At 52.6% G+C, this 13,549-nt stretch carries 12 protein-coding genes and 1 pseudogene; 6 read left to right on the top strand and 7 right to left on the bottom strand.

The features are described 5' to 3' along the window. Positions 1-29: 29 nt before the first annotated feature. A pseudogene (locus ACT2B1_RS20065) lies at positions 30-128 on the bottom strand (hypothetical protein); the annotation flags it as partial. Between the two features lie 93 nt (positions 129-221). Between ACT2B1_RS20065 and ACT2B1_RS20060 the strand changes: the two are divergent. After that, a complete protein-coding gene (locus ACT2B1_RS20060; RefSeq protein ID WP_481669046.1) occupies positions 222-1,019 on the top strand; it encodes a GNAT family N-acetyltransferase in 798 nt (265 codons plus the stop codon). Positions 1,020-1,280: 261 nt separating this feature from the next. Further along, positions 1,281-1,973, top strand: a complete 693-nt coding sequence (locus ACT2B1_RS20055; RefSeq protein WP_481669045.1) for a histidine phosphatase family protein — start codon at positions 1,281-1,283, stop codon at positions 1,971-1,973. A 418-nt stretch (positions 1,974-2,391) separates the two neighbouring features. On the opposite strand, the gene ACT2B1_RS20050 is transcribed toward ACT2B1_RS20055, so the two are convergent. Continuing rightward, positions 2,392-3,138, bottom strand: coding sequence for a 6TM ABC transporter family protein (locus ACT2B1_RS20050; protein ID WP_481669044.1), 747 nt, complete (start codon positions 3,136-3,138; stop codon positions 2,392-2,394). A 300-nt stretch (positions 3,139-3,438) separates the two neighbouring features. Between ACT2B1_RS20050 and ACT2B1_RS20045 the strand changes: the two genes are divergently transcribed. Beyond that, complete coding sequence (locus tag ACT2B1_RS20045; protein ID WP_481669043.1) at positions 3,439-5,352, top strand: DUF3604 domain-containing protein; 1,914 nt, start codon at positions 3,439-3,441, stop codon at positions 5,350-5,352. Positions 5,353-5,922: 570 nt separating this feature from the next. On the opposite strand, the gene ACT2B1_RS20040 is transcribed toward ACT2B1_RS20045, so the two are convergent. The 4 genes from ACT2B1_RS20040 to ACT2B1_RS20025 form a co-directional block, all read right to left on the bottom strand. Continuing rightward, positions 5,923-6,738 carry a hypothetical protein gene (locus ACT2B1_RS20040; protein ID WP_481669042.1) on the bottom strand — a complete coding sequence of 272 codons (816 nt, stop codon included), beginning with the start codon at positions 6,736-6,738 and terminating at the stop codon, positions 5,923-5,925. A gap of 27 nt (positions 6,739-6,765) precedes the next feature. Continuing rightward, the gene (locus ACT2B1_RS20035) at positions 6,766-7,515 is read right to left on the bottom strand and encodes a hypothetical protein (protein ID WP_029622277.1); all 750 of its coding nucleotides are present in this window, start codon (positions 7,513-7,515) and stop codon (positions 6,766-6,768) included. 64 nt (positions 7,516-7,579) lie between these two features. Next, a complete protein-coding gene (locus ACT2B1_RS20030; protein WP_481669041.1) occupies positions 7,580-9,220 on the bottom strand; it encodes a sulfatase-like hydrolase/transferase in 1,641 nt (546 codons plus the stop codon). A gap of 21 nt (positions 9,221-9,241) precedes the next feature. Further along, positions 9,242-9,484 carry a hypothetical protein gene (locus ACT2B1_RS20025; RefSeq protein WP_029622278.1) on the bottom strand — a complete coding sequence of 81 codons (243 nt, stop codon included), beginning with the start codon at positions 9,482-9,484 and terminating at the stop codon, positions 9,242-9,244. Between the two features lie 169 nt (positions 9,485-9,653). On the opposite strand from ACT2B1_RS20025, the gene ACT2B1_RS20020 reads away from it, so the two are divergent. Continuing rightward, a complete protein-coding gene (locus tag ACT2B1_RS20020; RefSeq protein ID WP_481669040.1) occupies positions 9,654-10,961 on the top strand; it encodes a tetratricopeptide repeat protein in 1,308 nt (435 codons plus the stop codon). A gap of 260 nt (positions 10,962-11,221) precedes the next feature. Here ACT2B1_RS20020 and ACT2B1_RS20015 read toward each other — a convergent pair whose 3' ends face one another. Beyond that, a complete protein-coding gene (locus ACT2B1_RS20015; RefSeq protein ID WP_481669039.1) occupies positions 11,222-11,362 on the bottom strand; it encodes a hypothetical protein in 141 nt (46 codons plus the stop codon). A 92-nt stretch (positions 11,363-11,454) separates the two neighbouring features. Between ACT2B1_RS20015 and ACT2B1_RS20010 the strand changes: the two genes are divergently transcribed. Then, positions 11,455-11,712 carry a helix-turn-helix transcriptional regulator gene (locus ACT2B1_RS20010; RefSeq protein ID WP_481669038.1) on the top strand — a complete coding sequence of 86 codons (258 nt, stop codon included), beginning with the start codon at positions 11,455-11,457 and terminating at the stop codon, positions 11,710-11,712. Between the two features lie 129 nt (positions 11,713-11,841). Next, the gene (locus tag ACT2B1_RS20005; RefSeq protein ID WP_481669037.1) at positions 11,842-13,467 is read left to right on the top strand and encodes a L,D-transpeptidase family protein; all 1,626 of its coding nucleotides are present in this window, start codon (positions 11,842-11,844) and stop codon (positions 13,465-13,467) included. Positions 13,468-13,549 lie beyond the last annotated feature (82 nt).

The following is a 13,549-nucleotide window of genomic DNA, read 5'->3' as shown; positions in this document are numbered from 1 at the left end:
CATTGCTGTCATTGGAGCTTCGCGCAGCATCAATCAATTTGGGCTCGCAGCGGACGTTCGCTGCACCCGGCGTGAACGACTGCTACGTGGACATAGCTGCCATTCGCCCATTGCCAATACCCTCTTTGTGTCGCAGTCTTGCGCGTGACGTCCGCTTGACGACACGACCCCTATCAAACGATCATCTCCGAACTGTCCTGTGGTACTTCGAGGGAAATCTCATGGAAGTATTCGGAAGTGAAGCACAACGACGCATGTCAACCATGGGCGAGCATCTTATGCAGCTGTTGGTTGACGACCCTCGGTTTTGTAGCCATGGGCGTGGTATACAGATTGCCAACGAATATACTGGGGCGTTGGATGATGCCGTCGCAATGGCCCGAATTCTTGGCATCACGGCGATAGAAAGCATACCGCGTGAGGAGGTTGCGACGGTACGCGAACGAATTGAAAGCGAGGGTTTAAAGACCGACACGATTGCTTGCTATCTTGGCGGTCTGAACTGCGTCGAAGCCGCTCGACAAGTGGTCGCAACTCAGGCGTTGCCCGAAGATTTATCCATACGAGTGATTGATCGCAGCTCTCCGCCAGAATGGCTTGAAGCTTTCGCGGAAGTCGCGTTGAGCCACGGTGTTTTACCGCCAATAGGTACGGTGATGCGCGGATTGTCTCGTCCCGGGTTTGCTATGGTCGTCGTTGATAAATCAGGTGCCCCAGTCGCAACTGCGGGCTCAGTTCTGTGTCATCCCTCCAGCAGTCGGCTGCATAGTCGCGCACAATGGGGGCAACTCTCGACCAAACCTGAACGCATGGGCGAGGGCATTGCAAAAGTCTTGGGGGCGATAGCTCTAATTCACTCGCATGAAAAGCTTGGGGCCACAGGGTTCAAGACAGGCATCGCTCCGGGCAACATTCCCTCTGCACGGCTATGCGAAAGACTTGGCTTGGAGGACAGTGGAAGCGACATAGTCGCGATCATAGACCCTCTCGTATACTCAGAAGATCGGTTAACCAAGTGACCCATCCGGCTGTCTACGGTCGCATTGTGTAATCAGTGCTACCAAGAGCCTGAGTTAGTTCCTTGAAGAAGGAAAAACGGGGTAAACTCTAGTCTCACTTGGGTTCCAATGTTGCCGTTCTCTGCGGTTTACATGGTTGACGGGTCGCAGCCCAAAGCGGACAAAAGCGACAATTCGCTGCGGTTGCACCAAAGGCACCTTTGTATTGATGAGCCTAAGAAAGAATGATCCTCTGGGCAAATAAACGGAGCCCAATCTGGTATGGATTCTAACACCGCTATTTATCTACTTCGTCACGGCGAAACTGAATGGAATGTGCAAGGCAGAAGGCAGGGTCACCTCGACTCGCCTCTTACGCAGAGAGGTAAATTTCAGGCACAAAAAAACGCAAAGCGGTTGCGGAAGCGATTGTGTCTCGACGGAGAAGTCGCGGTTTTTGCCAGCCCGCTTGGCCGAGCGCGGCAAACGGCTTTGATAGTGACTAAGGATATTGGAGTTCCCGAGCAGGCCGTCGTCTTTGAGCCTCGATTGATGGAATGCAGCTTTGGAATGTGGGAGGGGTTGACCACCTCGGAGATCAAAGCTCGTTACCCCGAAGAGTGGCAAAAGCGTTCGGACGACAAGTGGAACGTTCCTGCACCTTCTGGTGAGTCCTATGCAGATGTACACACACGGGTATATGCATGGTGCGAGGAAGCATCATTCGCAGAAACCAACTTGGTTGTTTGTCACGGTCTGACCTCGCGAGTTCTTCGAGGAATTTATTCTGACCTCTCTCAGCATCAGGTTTTTGATCTAAATGAACCTCAGGATGGTTTTTCGAGCTGCGGGATCGCACGGAGGTGTTGGTGGAGTAGCTGCAGGCCAAACAAGCGGTCATTGGTGCCTTGTGCAGAACCCGGCACATTGGGCTTAAGTCGGTCATCTGAGTTTTTTAGTCAGATGACGGCTTAGGATCGGAAAGCGGTCATTGTTGGTGGTCATTCCGAGGAATATCGCCTGAAGGTCTGCATTGAACGACAGCCGACGTTTGCAGAAATCTGCTGAACGGCAGAGTTGCGGACCAAGCAGCCTTTTGTTGATCTTGAAGGAATGCCTGCTTTCAAGGCGACAAAGTCGTAGAAAGAACGTTTTTTTTCAATAAGTTATACGACTACGACGGCAATCAAGGCAAAGACAAAACCGGTTTTATTGGCTTTAGCTATCAACCGTTGAAACAACCAGAAGGCAACTCAGACGTACAAAGTTCAATCGGAAACGTCAGCCATATTGACGCCTGCTTCCCGCAGCAGTTCAAACTTCACAGCTGTTGCACTGACCTGTCGATAAAAGGCAATCAGCTGCCGCGTCGGGCCCTGAAGGCGTGTCAAACCTACAGTGGCGGCGACGACTGTGCCGACATCCGTATTGCCTTCCAGGACCTGCCAACCGCCCACGACAAGAACCCCCACCGTCCCGGCTCCGTTAATGGCGCTGAGTACAAATTTCGAAGACAGCTTCCAGACAATATCCGAGAACGGGTATCGTAGATCTCGTCAAATTTAGGTGTGATTTCCACGGCCGAGCGATCAGGGTCAACAAGCCAGTTTGTGGCTTTGCGCAATGTGCGAACCCTTTCTGACACAAGTGAGTTCACGCGAGTCTGAACAAGCAGAACTATAAACACCTGAGGGACAATCATACCGATTGCAATCAGCCCCAGAGAGGGTTGATTGGCTGCAATATACCCGACAATCACGACAAGGGTTCCGGCCTGTACGATGGGTTCAGACAAAGCGCTTCCCGAGAACTTTCCCACTTGTTCGGCTTCGGCCGACACCATTGTGGCTTTGGCACCATAGGCCACTGCCTCTGAACCAGAGGAGTTTTCGCGAGAAAGACTGCAAATACGTTTGCGCAGCTTGCGGATCATGTCTTCGCCAAGAACGCTTGAAAGATATCCCAGCACCCATTTCAGCGCGAGGCTTAGGGTAATCACTCCGCCCATCGCCGCTCCAAGCCACAGCAAGCCCTCGGGCCTTATATTCTTTTCGGTCAGACCGTTCACGATCTCCTTCTGGTAGTTCAGAGGAAACGCCGCTAGGGCGGCAATGGCCAGCGACAGCAAGATATTAACCACCTGACGCTGTCCCGTTGTTCTCCAAATGGATTTATAAAACTCAATCACTTCACGTTCCCCCAATTTTTTTCTGGTACCCTTACTGAAAGAAGCAGGTTTTGTGTCGTGAACGCACTGTAACACTCAATTCCATTCTTACTTAAAGATGCGCTTCGGACCGGCGGTGCTACGGCCGTGAAAACCTTGGGGTCAGACCCGTGCGCAAGGACTTGCGGTAGGCGTCTCACCTACGTGAATATTTGATTTTTCGCACACTTCTCCCTACACTGCGGCTTTGGGTCTGCTGTCTGGAGGTCAGCCATGAGATTTCATTTTGAACCCAAGTTTTTGCCACATACGACCATTGCCTTGGCGCTTTTTCTGGGATCACAAGCCGTTGGATTTGAGGGCGAAGTCCCGCCGGATACTGTCGTCCCGTCGCAGACTTACTCTCCTTTTGTTGACCGATCCTATCCTGATCAGGTTCTATTTGGCGATCTGCATTTTCACACAGAAATCTCGTTCGACGCGGGGCTTGTGGGAACGTCTTTGAATATCCATGACGCCTTTCGCGTGGCCAAGGGAGAGAGGGTAACCTCAAACACCGGACAGCCGGTACAGCTTATCCGGCCTCTCGACTTCCTTGCCATCACCGAACACGCGGAAATGTTGGGGCTTGCGACCGCTATTCGCGCGGCAGACCCCCGGCTGTTGGCGGACGACTGGGGGCGGCTGACCTATGAAAGGTTCAATTCCGGGCAGGAAGGACGCATGGCCGCGTTTGCCGATATCATCGAAATCGCGTCGATCGAAGGCCGCGATCCCACCGCTGGCCTGGGTCTGGACGGTGACCTGTGGAAGCAGATTGTTGAAACGGTCGACGACTATTACGAGCCAGGCGTGTTCACATCGCTGGCCGGGTATGAATGGACATCGACGCCCCGGGGCGACAACCTACACCGTGTCGTGATCTTTGGGGACGGAGCCGAAGAGACCAGTCAAACGCGACCGTTTACGTTCTTTGAAAGCGAAGACCCCGAACCGCTATGGGACTATCTGGCCGCCTATGAAGAGGCGACGGGCGGAAGCGCCGTTTCCATCCCGCATAACGGCAACATCTCGAACGGAATAATGTTTGCACCGACCAAGTTTGACGGAACACCCATGGACGCGGAATACGCCGCGAAACGCATTCGTTGGGAGCCAATGCACGAGGTGACCCAGATCAAGGGTGATGAGGAAACGCACCCCTACCTGTCGCCGGATGACGAATTTGCGGATTTCGAAACCTGGGACGTGGCGAACATCTCGGGCACCGTCGCAAAGACGCCGGACATGTTGCGCTATGAATATGGGCGCTCTGCCTTGAAGGTTGGGCTAGAGGTTGAGCGGGAAACAGGCGTGAACCCGTTCAAGTTTGGCTTTTACGGGACCACGGATACTCACACAGCGCTGCCGACCACACGAGAAGACAATTACTTTGGCAAGTACCAGCACACTGAACCCTCGAAAAACCGCCACAACTTTGATGTGATCCCTGCCGAAGACCCGGCATTGCGTATCCTCACAGCGCAGGAATTGGCGGCGGGTCTCACGGCTGTCTGGGCCCGCGAAAACACGCGTGAAGAAGTCCACGGCGCGATCAAGCGCAAGGAAGCCTACGCCACGACCGGGCCGAGAATGCGGGTCCGGGTCTTTGGCGGTTGGGGTTTTGATGCTGATGATCTCAATGCCTCGGATTTTGTTTCCAACGGGTATCAAAAAGGCGTGCCAATGGGCGGAGATCTGAAGAACGCGCCAGATGGGGCCACCCCCGGTTTCCTGATCCGGGCGCTGCGCGATCCAGATGGCGCAAATCTAGACCGTGTTCAAATCATCAAGGGCTGGATCGACCAGAGTGGCGAAACCCATGAGCGGATTTATGACGTGGCCGTCTCGGGTGATCGAGAGATCGGAGAGGATGGCCGCGCGCGTGAACCGGTGGGTTCGACAGTGGATGTAGAAAACGCGACATACAGCAACTCGATCGGGTCCGTGGAGCTTTCCGGGTATTGGCAAGACCCGGATTTTGATCCGGGTAACAACGCGTTTTACTACGTGAGAGTTATCGAAATTCCAAAGCCACGCTGGACGACTATAGACGCTGCTTTTTACGATATACCGCTGCCTGAGGCCGTCCCGGCAGAAGTCCAAGACCGTGCCTATACGTCACCGATTTGGTACAGCGCTGAATAGTTGACTTAGTTTACACGGCCAATTTTCTCTTGGGCAGCTTGGAACCTCAATGGTGTTGCCGATAAACAGCCGCATTGGATGAGACGCTCCTTGCCACGAGTGGGCCCGTTGCCCGATTAAGCGGATGAAACGAAAGTCCAGTCTGATGAAAGGGTCGACGTATTTGATCCTCTGGCAATAACCGTTGTTTGGCCGCAAGCTGAGCTTTGCAACGTCAGCTTTCTGCGCTTCTCTCCCGATCATGCATTGTGCAACATTTGGTAGGTAAGGGTTCAGAGCAGCCGTTCGCTGCGTTCTGTCTGAATGACCGTTTTGCGGACAAAGTCGCCATCGAAGGCTGAACAATCAAGGACTATTTGCAGCCCAGAGGAGACAATCAAAACCGAGTTTTTTCGCTAACCAAATGCTGGAGGTAACCGCGCTTTGCAGTTGCACTTGATGCCGGCGTAGATCGACCTTAGTGCGATCAAGCACATGTCCCCGAGCCGTGGTCAGACTAGCGACAGAGTTGACGCAGCGCGAGTTTCCGGCCCTGTTCGTTTCTTATGGAACTTGTTTCACGCCCATTCGTTAGAAAAAGTACTTGATTCCAATGTATGGACCATGCTGGTCGACATCATAGGCGAATTCACCGGAACTCAAAGTGTCACTATAGTCTACGCTAAAGTAACGATATCCGAATGTGAGCGCAGCTTTCTCCCACGGCTGATAGTCGAAACCAACGTTTGCGCCAACCTGGAGATCATTTCCACCGGCACCGAACCCGCCAAGTTCCAAAGACGCAATCCCAGTCCATTTCTGGTTTACCCGCCACATTCCGCGTATTCCGACTACTGGTTCGATCCAGCCCTGATCTCCGCCCAATGTAGGTGGATTTCTCGGTCCCGGGGTAGTTAGGTCAATTTCCTGACGAATGGAGTTGTACCTCAGACCGCCTTGGAGATCGATTGCATATCGCTGGCTCCTGCTACCGTACACGCCATTTGCAACACGGTAAGCCCCCAGCACACCAAACCATTTTTGACGAACGTCGACGTTAATCCCGGCACCGAGAGGGCCAGGCAATGTGGTATCCTTTTCGATCCCCACATAATTCGCATCAACGATGATCCCAAAATCCCCGTTCCAAGCCTCGTACCGGCCGGCTGCCGCGAAATCGAGCACATCCAGGACGTCACCAAGGTCCAGATCCAATTCCGCGGATTGTCCAGCCACGGTTGACGTACCTGTGGTTCTTAGGGGTGTGAACAGATAGAATGAGGCTTCATGCCGCCAGCCTGTTTCGTTTTGACCTGGCGCAGGTAGAGACTGAGCGCGGGAATGCCCGGGCATAGATAATACGCCGGACAGAAATACGAGTGTGCTAATTAATCTGAGATGGAGCATCGGAGTTTCCTTGCATATTGGCGGCGGTTAGTAGTTGAATCTGAGACCTATCCCGGCACCTTGGTCGTAGGGTCTGTCAGCACCAATACCGACCAACACATCTGCGTAGAGGGCAATTCCAGGGCTGAGGTTCTTACCGATCTGGAATTCTGCGGTCGCGGGCCACGCATCATTTTCCCAATCGTATGGAGCTTTGATATCTGCTTTGACCCAATACCCGTCACCAAATGGCTGAAGCGCAATAAGGCGCATCGCAGTCTGGCTGACATCGGTCGAACCGTTATATGAAGCAAAGTGCTGGACCAGAGGGATCAGAGTCAGCCCAGTATTAGTGTTTGCAAATGCGAACCCACCAAATGGGGCTATCTGATCCGACCCGGTGCCGATGCCTTCGTCAGGGTCACCAAAATCGAGGATCCACTCCAAACCAAGTGCGGACTTCACGCTCCAGGTGTCATTCAAGGGTTTCTGTGAGGGAAAGTAGATCAGCTTGAAGCTTGTCTTTTCGAACCCGTTGAACCTTTCGCCAGTAGCATTCGTTGAATTGTAGTGGAGCTCGTATTTTAGTTTTAGATCGGGGCGTAACATGTATGCACCATCGACAAAGGCATCCTGACGGTCTGCACCCCGTGCCAAATCGAAGTACTGATATCGAATGTCGGTGTTGTTAATCGCAGCCAATGGATTTGACGCGTTTTCCTCAGCTTCGGAAGCAGAGCCTACCACGACCAGTGCATAGATCAGAGGAACAAGACAATGGAAGTTGCGTAACATCATACACCTGGGAGAAGTTGGATGGTCAGGTTAGACGGCGACAGGTTCTCGCCGCCGTCTACCTTCATCATTGCCAGCTGGAGAAGACTTCTCGGGTCAACTCGCTTTCGGGACGAAGGTTCTCAATACCTTCATACGGCACACCCTTGCCCAGCGGCAGATGCGGGTGTTTTGCAATGGTTTTCTCATGCCGCTTCACCATGTCTTGGAATGATGCACCGGACCATAATGAATACCCGACAAGCGGATGTTCTTCACGTGGGTCGCGATAGACATTGAACACGGGGGCCGCAGCTCCGGGCTGACCGGGGGCCGGCAAATGCATTTTGAACTCTTGCTTCACGACTGAACGCAACACGGGCCCTTCGTACACATAGACGTAGTCGCGACGCGAGTTGCCTTCACCTTCAAGTAGCAGCGCAGTCTGGTCAATGCCGTCGATCACGCGGTCGCGCGGGATGCGGTCAGTTGCGCCTGCGATCCGCGCGAAGGTGGTGAACAGGTCAGATACATGCACGATGTCACCTGCTGCACTACCTGGCTCAATAGCGCCGGGCCAGCGGATGAACGCGTCAGTTCGCACACCGCCTTCAAGGTGCTGCGTCTTGCCGCCGCGATAAATCAACTGGTTCAGACCGGACGTTCCTTCGTAGTGATACATCAAGCCATTGTCAGCCATGATCATGACGACGGTGTTGTTCGCCTTGCCAGTTTCATCCAGCTTAGCCAGAACCTCACCGATCCAGCCGTCCAGAACCTGCAACTTGTCGGCATGAAAGCCACCATTGCGGGAAACGGCTTGATCCGGATAAGCAAAATTCAGCGGATAGAGTGGCCAGTATTGCATAAAGAATGGGTCGTCCTGCGAGGCGAGGCGGTCTAGCTGTTCCAGTGCCTGTCGCTGATAGCGCAGGTTCATTTCTTCGTATTTGGCCTGTGTCCATTCTTCGCCCGGCGCCATGTCGACTTCGCGAGCCAAGCCGCCTACTTCCCCTTCAACGCCGGTTACCAGACCGTAGGGCTTGAATCGCTCATCCAGCTGGAATTGGTTGGACTGACCGGATGGATGGAAGCCAAGCATGTTGTTGGCAACCATAGCATCCCGGGTCATCAGGCTGAGTTGAACCTGCTGATGCAAGGGGAATGCGGCCCAATCAAACCCTTGGTTGTGCGGATAGGCCTGCTCAATATCGCCCTGGTGCCATTTCCCAACATGCGCAGTGTTGTATCCTTCTTCCTTCAGGATCTCGGCAATCGTGACTTCTTCAGCTGCAAGACCTTCGCCAACCAGCGCAACTTTGACCTCTTCAACGCCGGCGCGCACCGGATGACGACCGGTCAACATGGCCGTTCGTGTCGGTGTGCAGGATGGCTCAGTATACATCCTCATCAAGGACATACCTTCGGTGGCAAAGTCGTTGATGTTGGGCGTATCGAAACCGGTGACGTAGTTCATCGTCCGGTTACCCATTTGACCGAAGCTGACATCGTCGATCAGGATATACAGGATATTGGGCGGCTGGCCGCCATTGGCGTCGCGGATCTCGGCAAGTTTCGCCTCAATCTCGGTGTCCTGCGCATCCCATTGCTCTCCAAACTGTGCGCGCAAGAACTCAAACTCTCCATCATGGATGATGGGCGCATCTTGGGCAAAACCCGCGCCAGCTATCAGCACCATGGCTGAGGCATGTTTCAATAATGATCTCATCGGTATCCCTTCCCCTATGGATTACATCTTTCCTGCGCGCCGCAGCGATTGGAGGATTTCATCCCGAAGACCATCCAGGGTATCGCGGATATCGCAGGCGAATTGGTACGAGTGGCTTCCCGGCTCCGAGTTCATTGACAGAAACTCGTCACATAGAAGCTGATAGTCGCGGCAGATCTCATCGAATTCCGTATCCGCGCGCCGTAAATCCGCAATTGCGGTTTGGTGATCGGGAAACAGGGTATCAAAGGCGTAACGTTCCAATTGCGATGACTCATTCGATGGATCAGCAGACTGCCCTGAGTTTTCGCCGAATTCACTTCCCACAAAAGGTTTATCGGGGCATAATACGGTGTAATCTAATGCGTAACTTACTGAAAATATGGATTTAACCAAAGACACATCTACTGCACTGAATGAGGGCGGGTCACCTGTGCCCAAAGATGTTCGGGCGGCACTTCAGCGGCTTGTCAAATCTTCGACCTTCGCGGGTTCGCAGCGATTGCAGGACTTTTTGGTGTATGTGGTCGAAGAATTGCTCAACGGTCGGGCCGATGATATTCGTGCCAAGACCATCGCCATGGATGTTTATGGTGGGACTCCGTCAGAGATGTCGCGCCGTGAAAACGTGGTTCGGGTCGATGCTGGTCGACTGCGTCGCAAGCTTGCCGAATACTATGCCAAAGACGGTCTCGAAGAAGGCACGATATTCGACCTGCCAAAGGGCGGCTATGCACCTGAGATTCTGGTCAGGTCGCCCGAGACGTTTCAGCCTCCTCCGGCTGGGTCGGAAATCAGAGCAAACACTTGGCGTCGCCCGTTCGTTGGAGTTGCCGGCCTCTTCGTTCTAGCCTGTTTTGTCGTTGCTGTTGTGGTGCTATCGAAAAAACTGGCGGATCCAGTCGGTTCGCCAGCCGACGGACTGAGTCGTGACGAGCGCAGCGCCATATTTGATGCATCCCCTATGCGCCTTCAGGCTGTAAATCTGGCCAATACTGGTCGTGATCTAATCTTTCCGGCCTTGGAACCTGCGCGTCTTGACGCGGCCTTAACCATATTCAAGGGGGCAATTGAAAACGACGAAAGCTACTTCGGCGGTCATGCAGGCGCTGCGCAGGTCGCTGCGACAATTGCTGTGCTTACATCAGATGCCGACCTAGCTAAGGAAATGTTGAACTACGCCGACGCTCAGGCAAACAGGGCCATCGAGTTGGCCCCGGAAACGGGGTGGAGTCAGTCCGCAATGGCCTGGGTCAAGTTTGCCAAGGGAAACTGGCCTGAGGCCATAGAATTTGCGCAAAGAGCACGGCGTTTGGCACCGCACGACGTACATGTTTTGGAGTTCGTCTCGCTGGTTCTTCTCTATTCCGGTTCATTTGAACAAGTCGTAGAAATTAGCGAGGACGCACTTTCAAAAATCAAACTAGAGCGGGGTTATGTGTTTCAGAACGCGATGGGGTCAGCAAAGTTCCATATGAAGGACTATGAAGGCGCTGTGTCAGCCTTTGAACGAGTAACGGAAAAAGGCGGCCCTGTCGGACCTGTAACCGTTGCTTACCTAATGGCGTCACATCAGATGTTGGGGAATAAGGCTGAAGCTCAGACTCTATCTGAACAACTGTCACGCGAGTGGCCTGACAGTCGCGTGGGTGCGCTGTTTGAGAAGCTTTTTGCAAATCCGCAATACGGGGAAGACCTTGGTAACGCAATGAGACAGGCCAATTGGAAGCCACCAAGTTAGGAGTTTGAATTCGAATTGCGGCCGCTATTTCTCGCAATGCGGTCGTTCGCTACAACTTGCTTGAACGTCTAATTTGCGGACTTTGCTGCCATTGGCCCGCTTTCACCGGAGGACCGCACACAAGCAGAAGCAGACATTCACAAATAGGCTTTGTAAACAGCGCGAAGCGGGCAAAGTTGCTAATCGCTGCGGTCAAATCTGAAGAGTTTTCGATTGGAAAGGTGCGCGGAGTGCCGAGGTAAGTTCACTCCGCGCGACTCTCATTCGAGTGCGTTCTTGTAGATCACCCCATCCTTCATGATGAAATCGATGTTTTTCTCATAGTCGACGAGGATAGTTACGTCTTCAACTGGATTGCCTTCCACTAGTAGAATATCGGCATAAGCTCCCTCCGATATCACGCCCAACGGGCCATCAACGTATGGATTAAGTTTTCCTGAAAGCGCGAGCAATTCAGCAGTCTTGGACGTTGCCTGAACTAGAATTTCATAAGATGACCAGACCAAAATTCATCGGTTTGCATCCCAAAACGCTTCAAAGAGAACTTGCAAGACACGGCACGACAGGAGCAAATCTCGTAGACAGCGCGAAAATGCGTCAGGCGGAGCAATGGCTGACCGAGGGGCGCCTTTCTATAACAGATATCGGAAAGAACTTGGGCTACAAAAACCCAAGTGCGTTTACACGAACGTGTCGCCGTTGGTTTGGATCGTCGCCTTGCCGGTTAAAGCACGACCTCGATGTTCGATGATATGCCCGTGAAGTAGGTCCGCTTTGCGAGCACAATCTGAGAACAATAAATTACGATTTGATTATACAAAATGTTGGAGTATCCTGTGTTGCAGCAACCACATATAGATTGACTATTCAGGAGGGGATGGTGAAAGTTCTTAGATCAGCGGTTGCAACTGCACTAACCGCAACGCTGATAACATGCCCTAACTTGGGCGCAGCAGACCAAGTCTCGGAGCAGATAAAAGCGCTGCTGCGGTCAAATACGAATGCGAGTAGTACACTTTCAAACAGCAAGAGTTTGGACGCAGAAATCCTTGTACCTCGTTTCTATACGGACAGAGAATTTACGCCAGCTTGGACCAGTTTTGAATTGGTTGACGAGCTTTTTGAGGAGTTGGACGGAGCAATTGATCAGGGTTTTACGCCGAGTGACTTCAAACTAGAAGAGCTTCGATTCGCATTCAAAGCCTCACAGGATGGCGATGCCTCCAGTCGAGCTTTATTCGATATTCTGGCGACTGACGCGGCCGTAAAACTCGTACACCATTTGGTGTTTGGAAAAGTCGATCCAAATGCGCTAGACGACGCTTGGAATTTCTCAAAGCCAGTAATACAACAAGACCCTTCCGTTGTATTGAGCCACTATCTTCAAGATGAAGGCTTCAGCGCTTTAATTGAACGCATCGATATCGACAACGCGCAATATACGATGCTCGTTGATGCATTGAGCAAATACAGAGCTATCGCATCAAAGGGAGGCTGGAACACAGTCCCCGAAGAAACGGTTCTGAAGCCGGAAATGGTGGATCCTGCCGTCGCCGAACTGCGCAAAAGGTTAGCGACAGAAGGCTACGATGGAACAAATGAATTTCCAGAAATCAGCCAAAGCGGTATAAATCCAGCTTGGGTTTATGACGATCATTTGGTGCGACAGGTAAAAACCTTTCAAAATCGTCACGGCTTGGAGGCAGATGGCGTCGTTGGTGGTAAGACCTTCGCGTCTCTCAACAAACCTGTCGAAGATCGCATAGATAAATTGCGGCTCAGCCTGGAACGAGGCCGCTGGCTCATGCGCGAAATCGACGAAGAGTTCGTGCTAGTAAACATTGCAGGCGCTCGTACTTACTTGGTCACGTCCGATGGGACGCTTTGGACCACTCGGTCGATCACAGGATCAGCCTACCGAAAAACCCCAGTGTTCCGAGATGACATTGAATACATGGAATTCAATCCGACTTGGACTGTTCCCGCCTCGATTTTTCGGAAGGATAAGCTTTCGCGCATCCGCAAGGATCCAGCCTATCTGGCGCGCAACAATTATGTAGTTCGGAACAAAGACGGGCAGACGATTCCTGCCAACGCTGTGAACTGGGGGGCAAAGAACCCTGGCGTCACTTTGGTTCAGCAACCGGGTCCAGACAATGCGTTAGGATTAGTCAAGTTCATGTTTCCTAACGAATACGCAGTGTACTTGCATGACACCAACGACCGCAGTCTCTTCGACCGAAATGAGCGAAACCTAAGTTCAGGCTGCGTGCGTCTTGAGTATCCATTCGAATTTGCCAGCCTTTTGATGGAGGGAGAGCCGAACTGGAGCCGGCAAAAGATGCAATCCATCCTGGATAGCGGGAAGACAACGCGAGTTAACCTACCCGAGCCCATGCCGGTCCTTTTGACCTATTGGACTGCGTGGGTCGAAGATGGGACCGTTCATTTCCGCGAGGACCCTTACGAGCGAGATGCTCGAATACTTGCGGCTTTGGACCGATGAACACGTCATCCTAAAAGAGATACGCAATTCTAAGCGTGCTAAATTGCCAGTAGTATTGGTGACTTCTAATTGGCGGAAATTC

It is taken from the genome of Ruegeria sp. S263 (genome assembly GCF_056780525.1).
Note: the sequence above shows the minus strand (reverse complement) of the source record. Positions and strands in the feature narration are given on the sequence as shown.

Bases quoted from the DNA above. Each gene is read 5' to 3' on its own strand.
- ACT2B1_RS20060 (WP_481669046.1), top strand. From the start codon at position 222: ATGGAAGTATTCGGAAGTGAAGCACAACGACGCATGTCAACCATGGGC.
- ACT2B1_RS20030 (WP_481669041.1), bottom strand. From the start codon at position 9,220: ATGAGATCATTATTGAAACATGCCTCAGCCATGGTGCTGATAGCTGGC.
- ACT2B1_RS20045 (WP_481669043.1), top strand. From the start codon at position 3,439: ATGAGATTTCATTTTGAACCCAAGTTTTTGCCACATACGACCATTGCC.
- ACT2B1_RS20055 (WP_481669045.1), top strand. From the start codon at position 1,281: ATGGATTCTAACACCGCTATTTATCTACTTCGTCACGGCGAAACTGAA.
- ACT2B1_RS20010 (WP_481669038.1), top strand. From the start codon at position 11,455: ATGACCAGACCAAAATTCATCGGTTTGCATCCCAAAACGCTTCAAAGA.
- ACT2B1_RS20035 (WP_029622277.1), bottom strand. From the start codon at position 7,515: ATGATGTTACGCAACTTCCATTGTCTTGTTCCTCTGATCTATGCACTG.
- ACT2B1_RS20040 (WP_481669042.1), bottom strand. From the start codon at position 6,738: ATGCTCCATCTCAGATTAATTAGCACACTCGTATTTCTGTCCGGCGTA.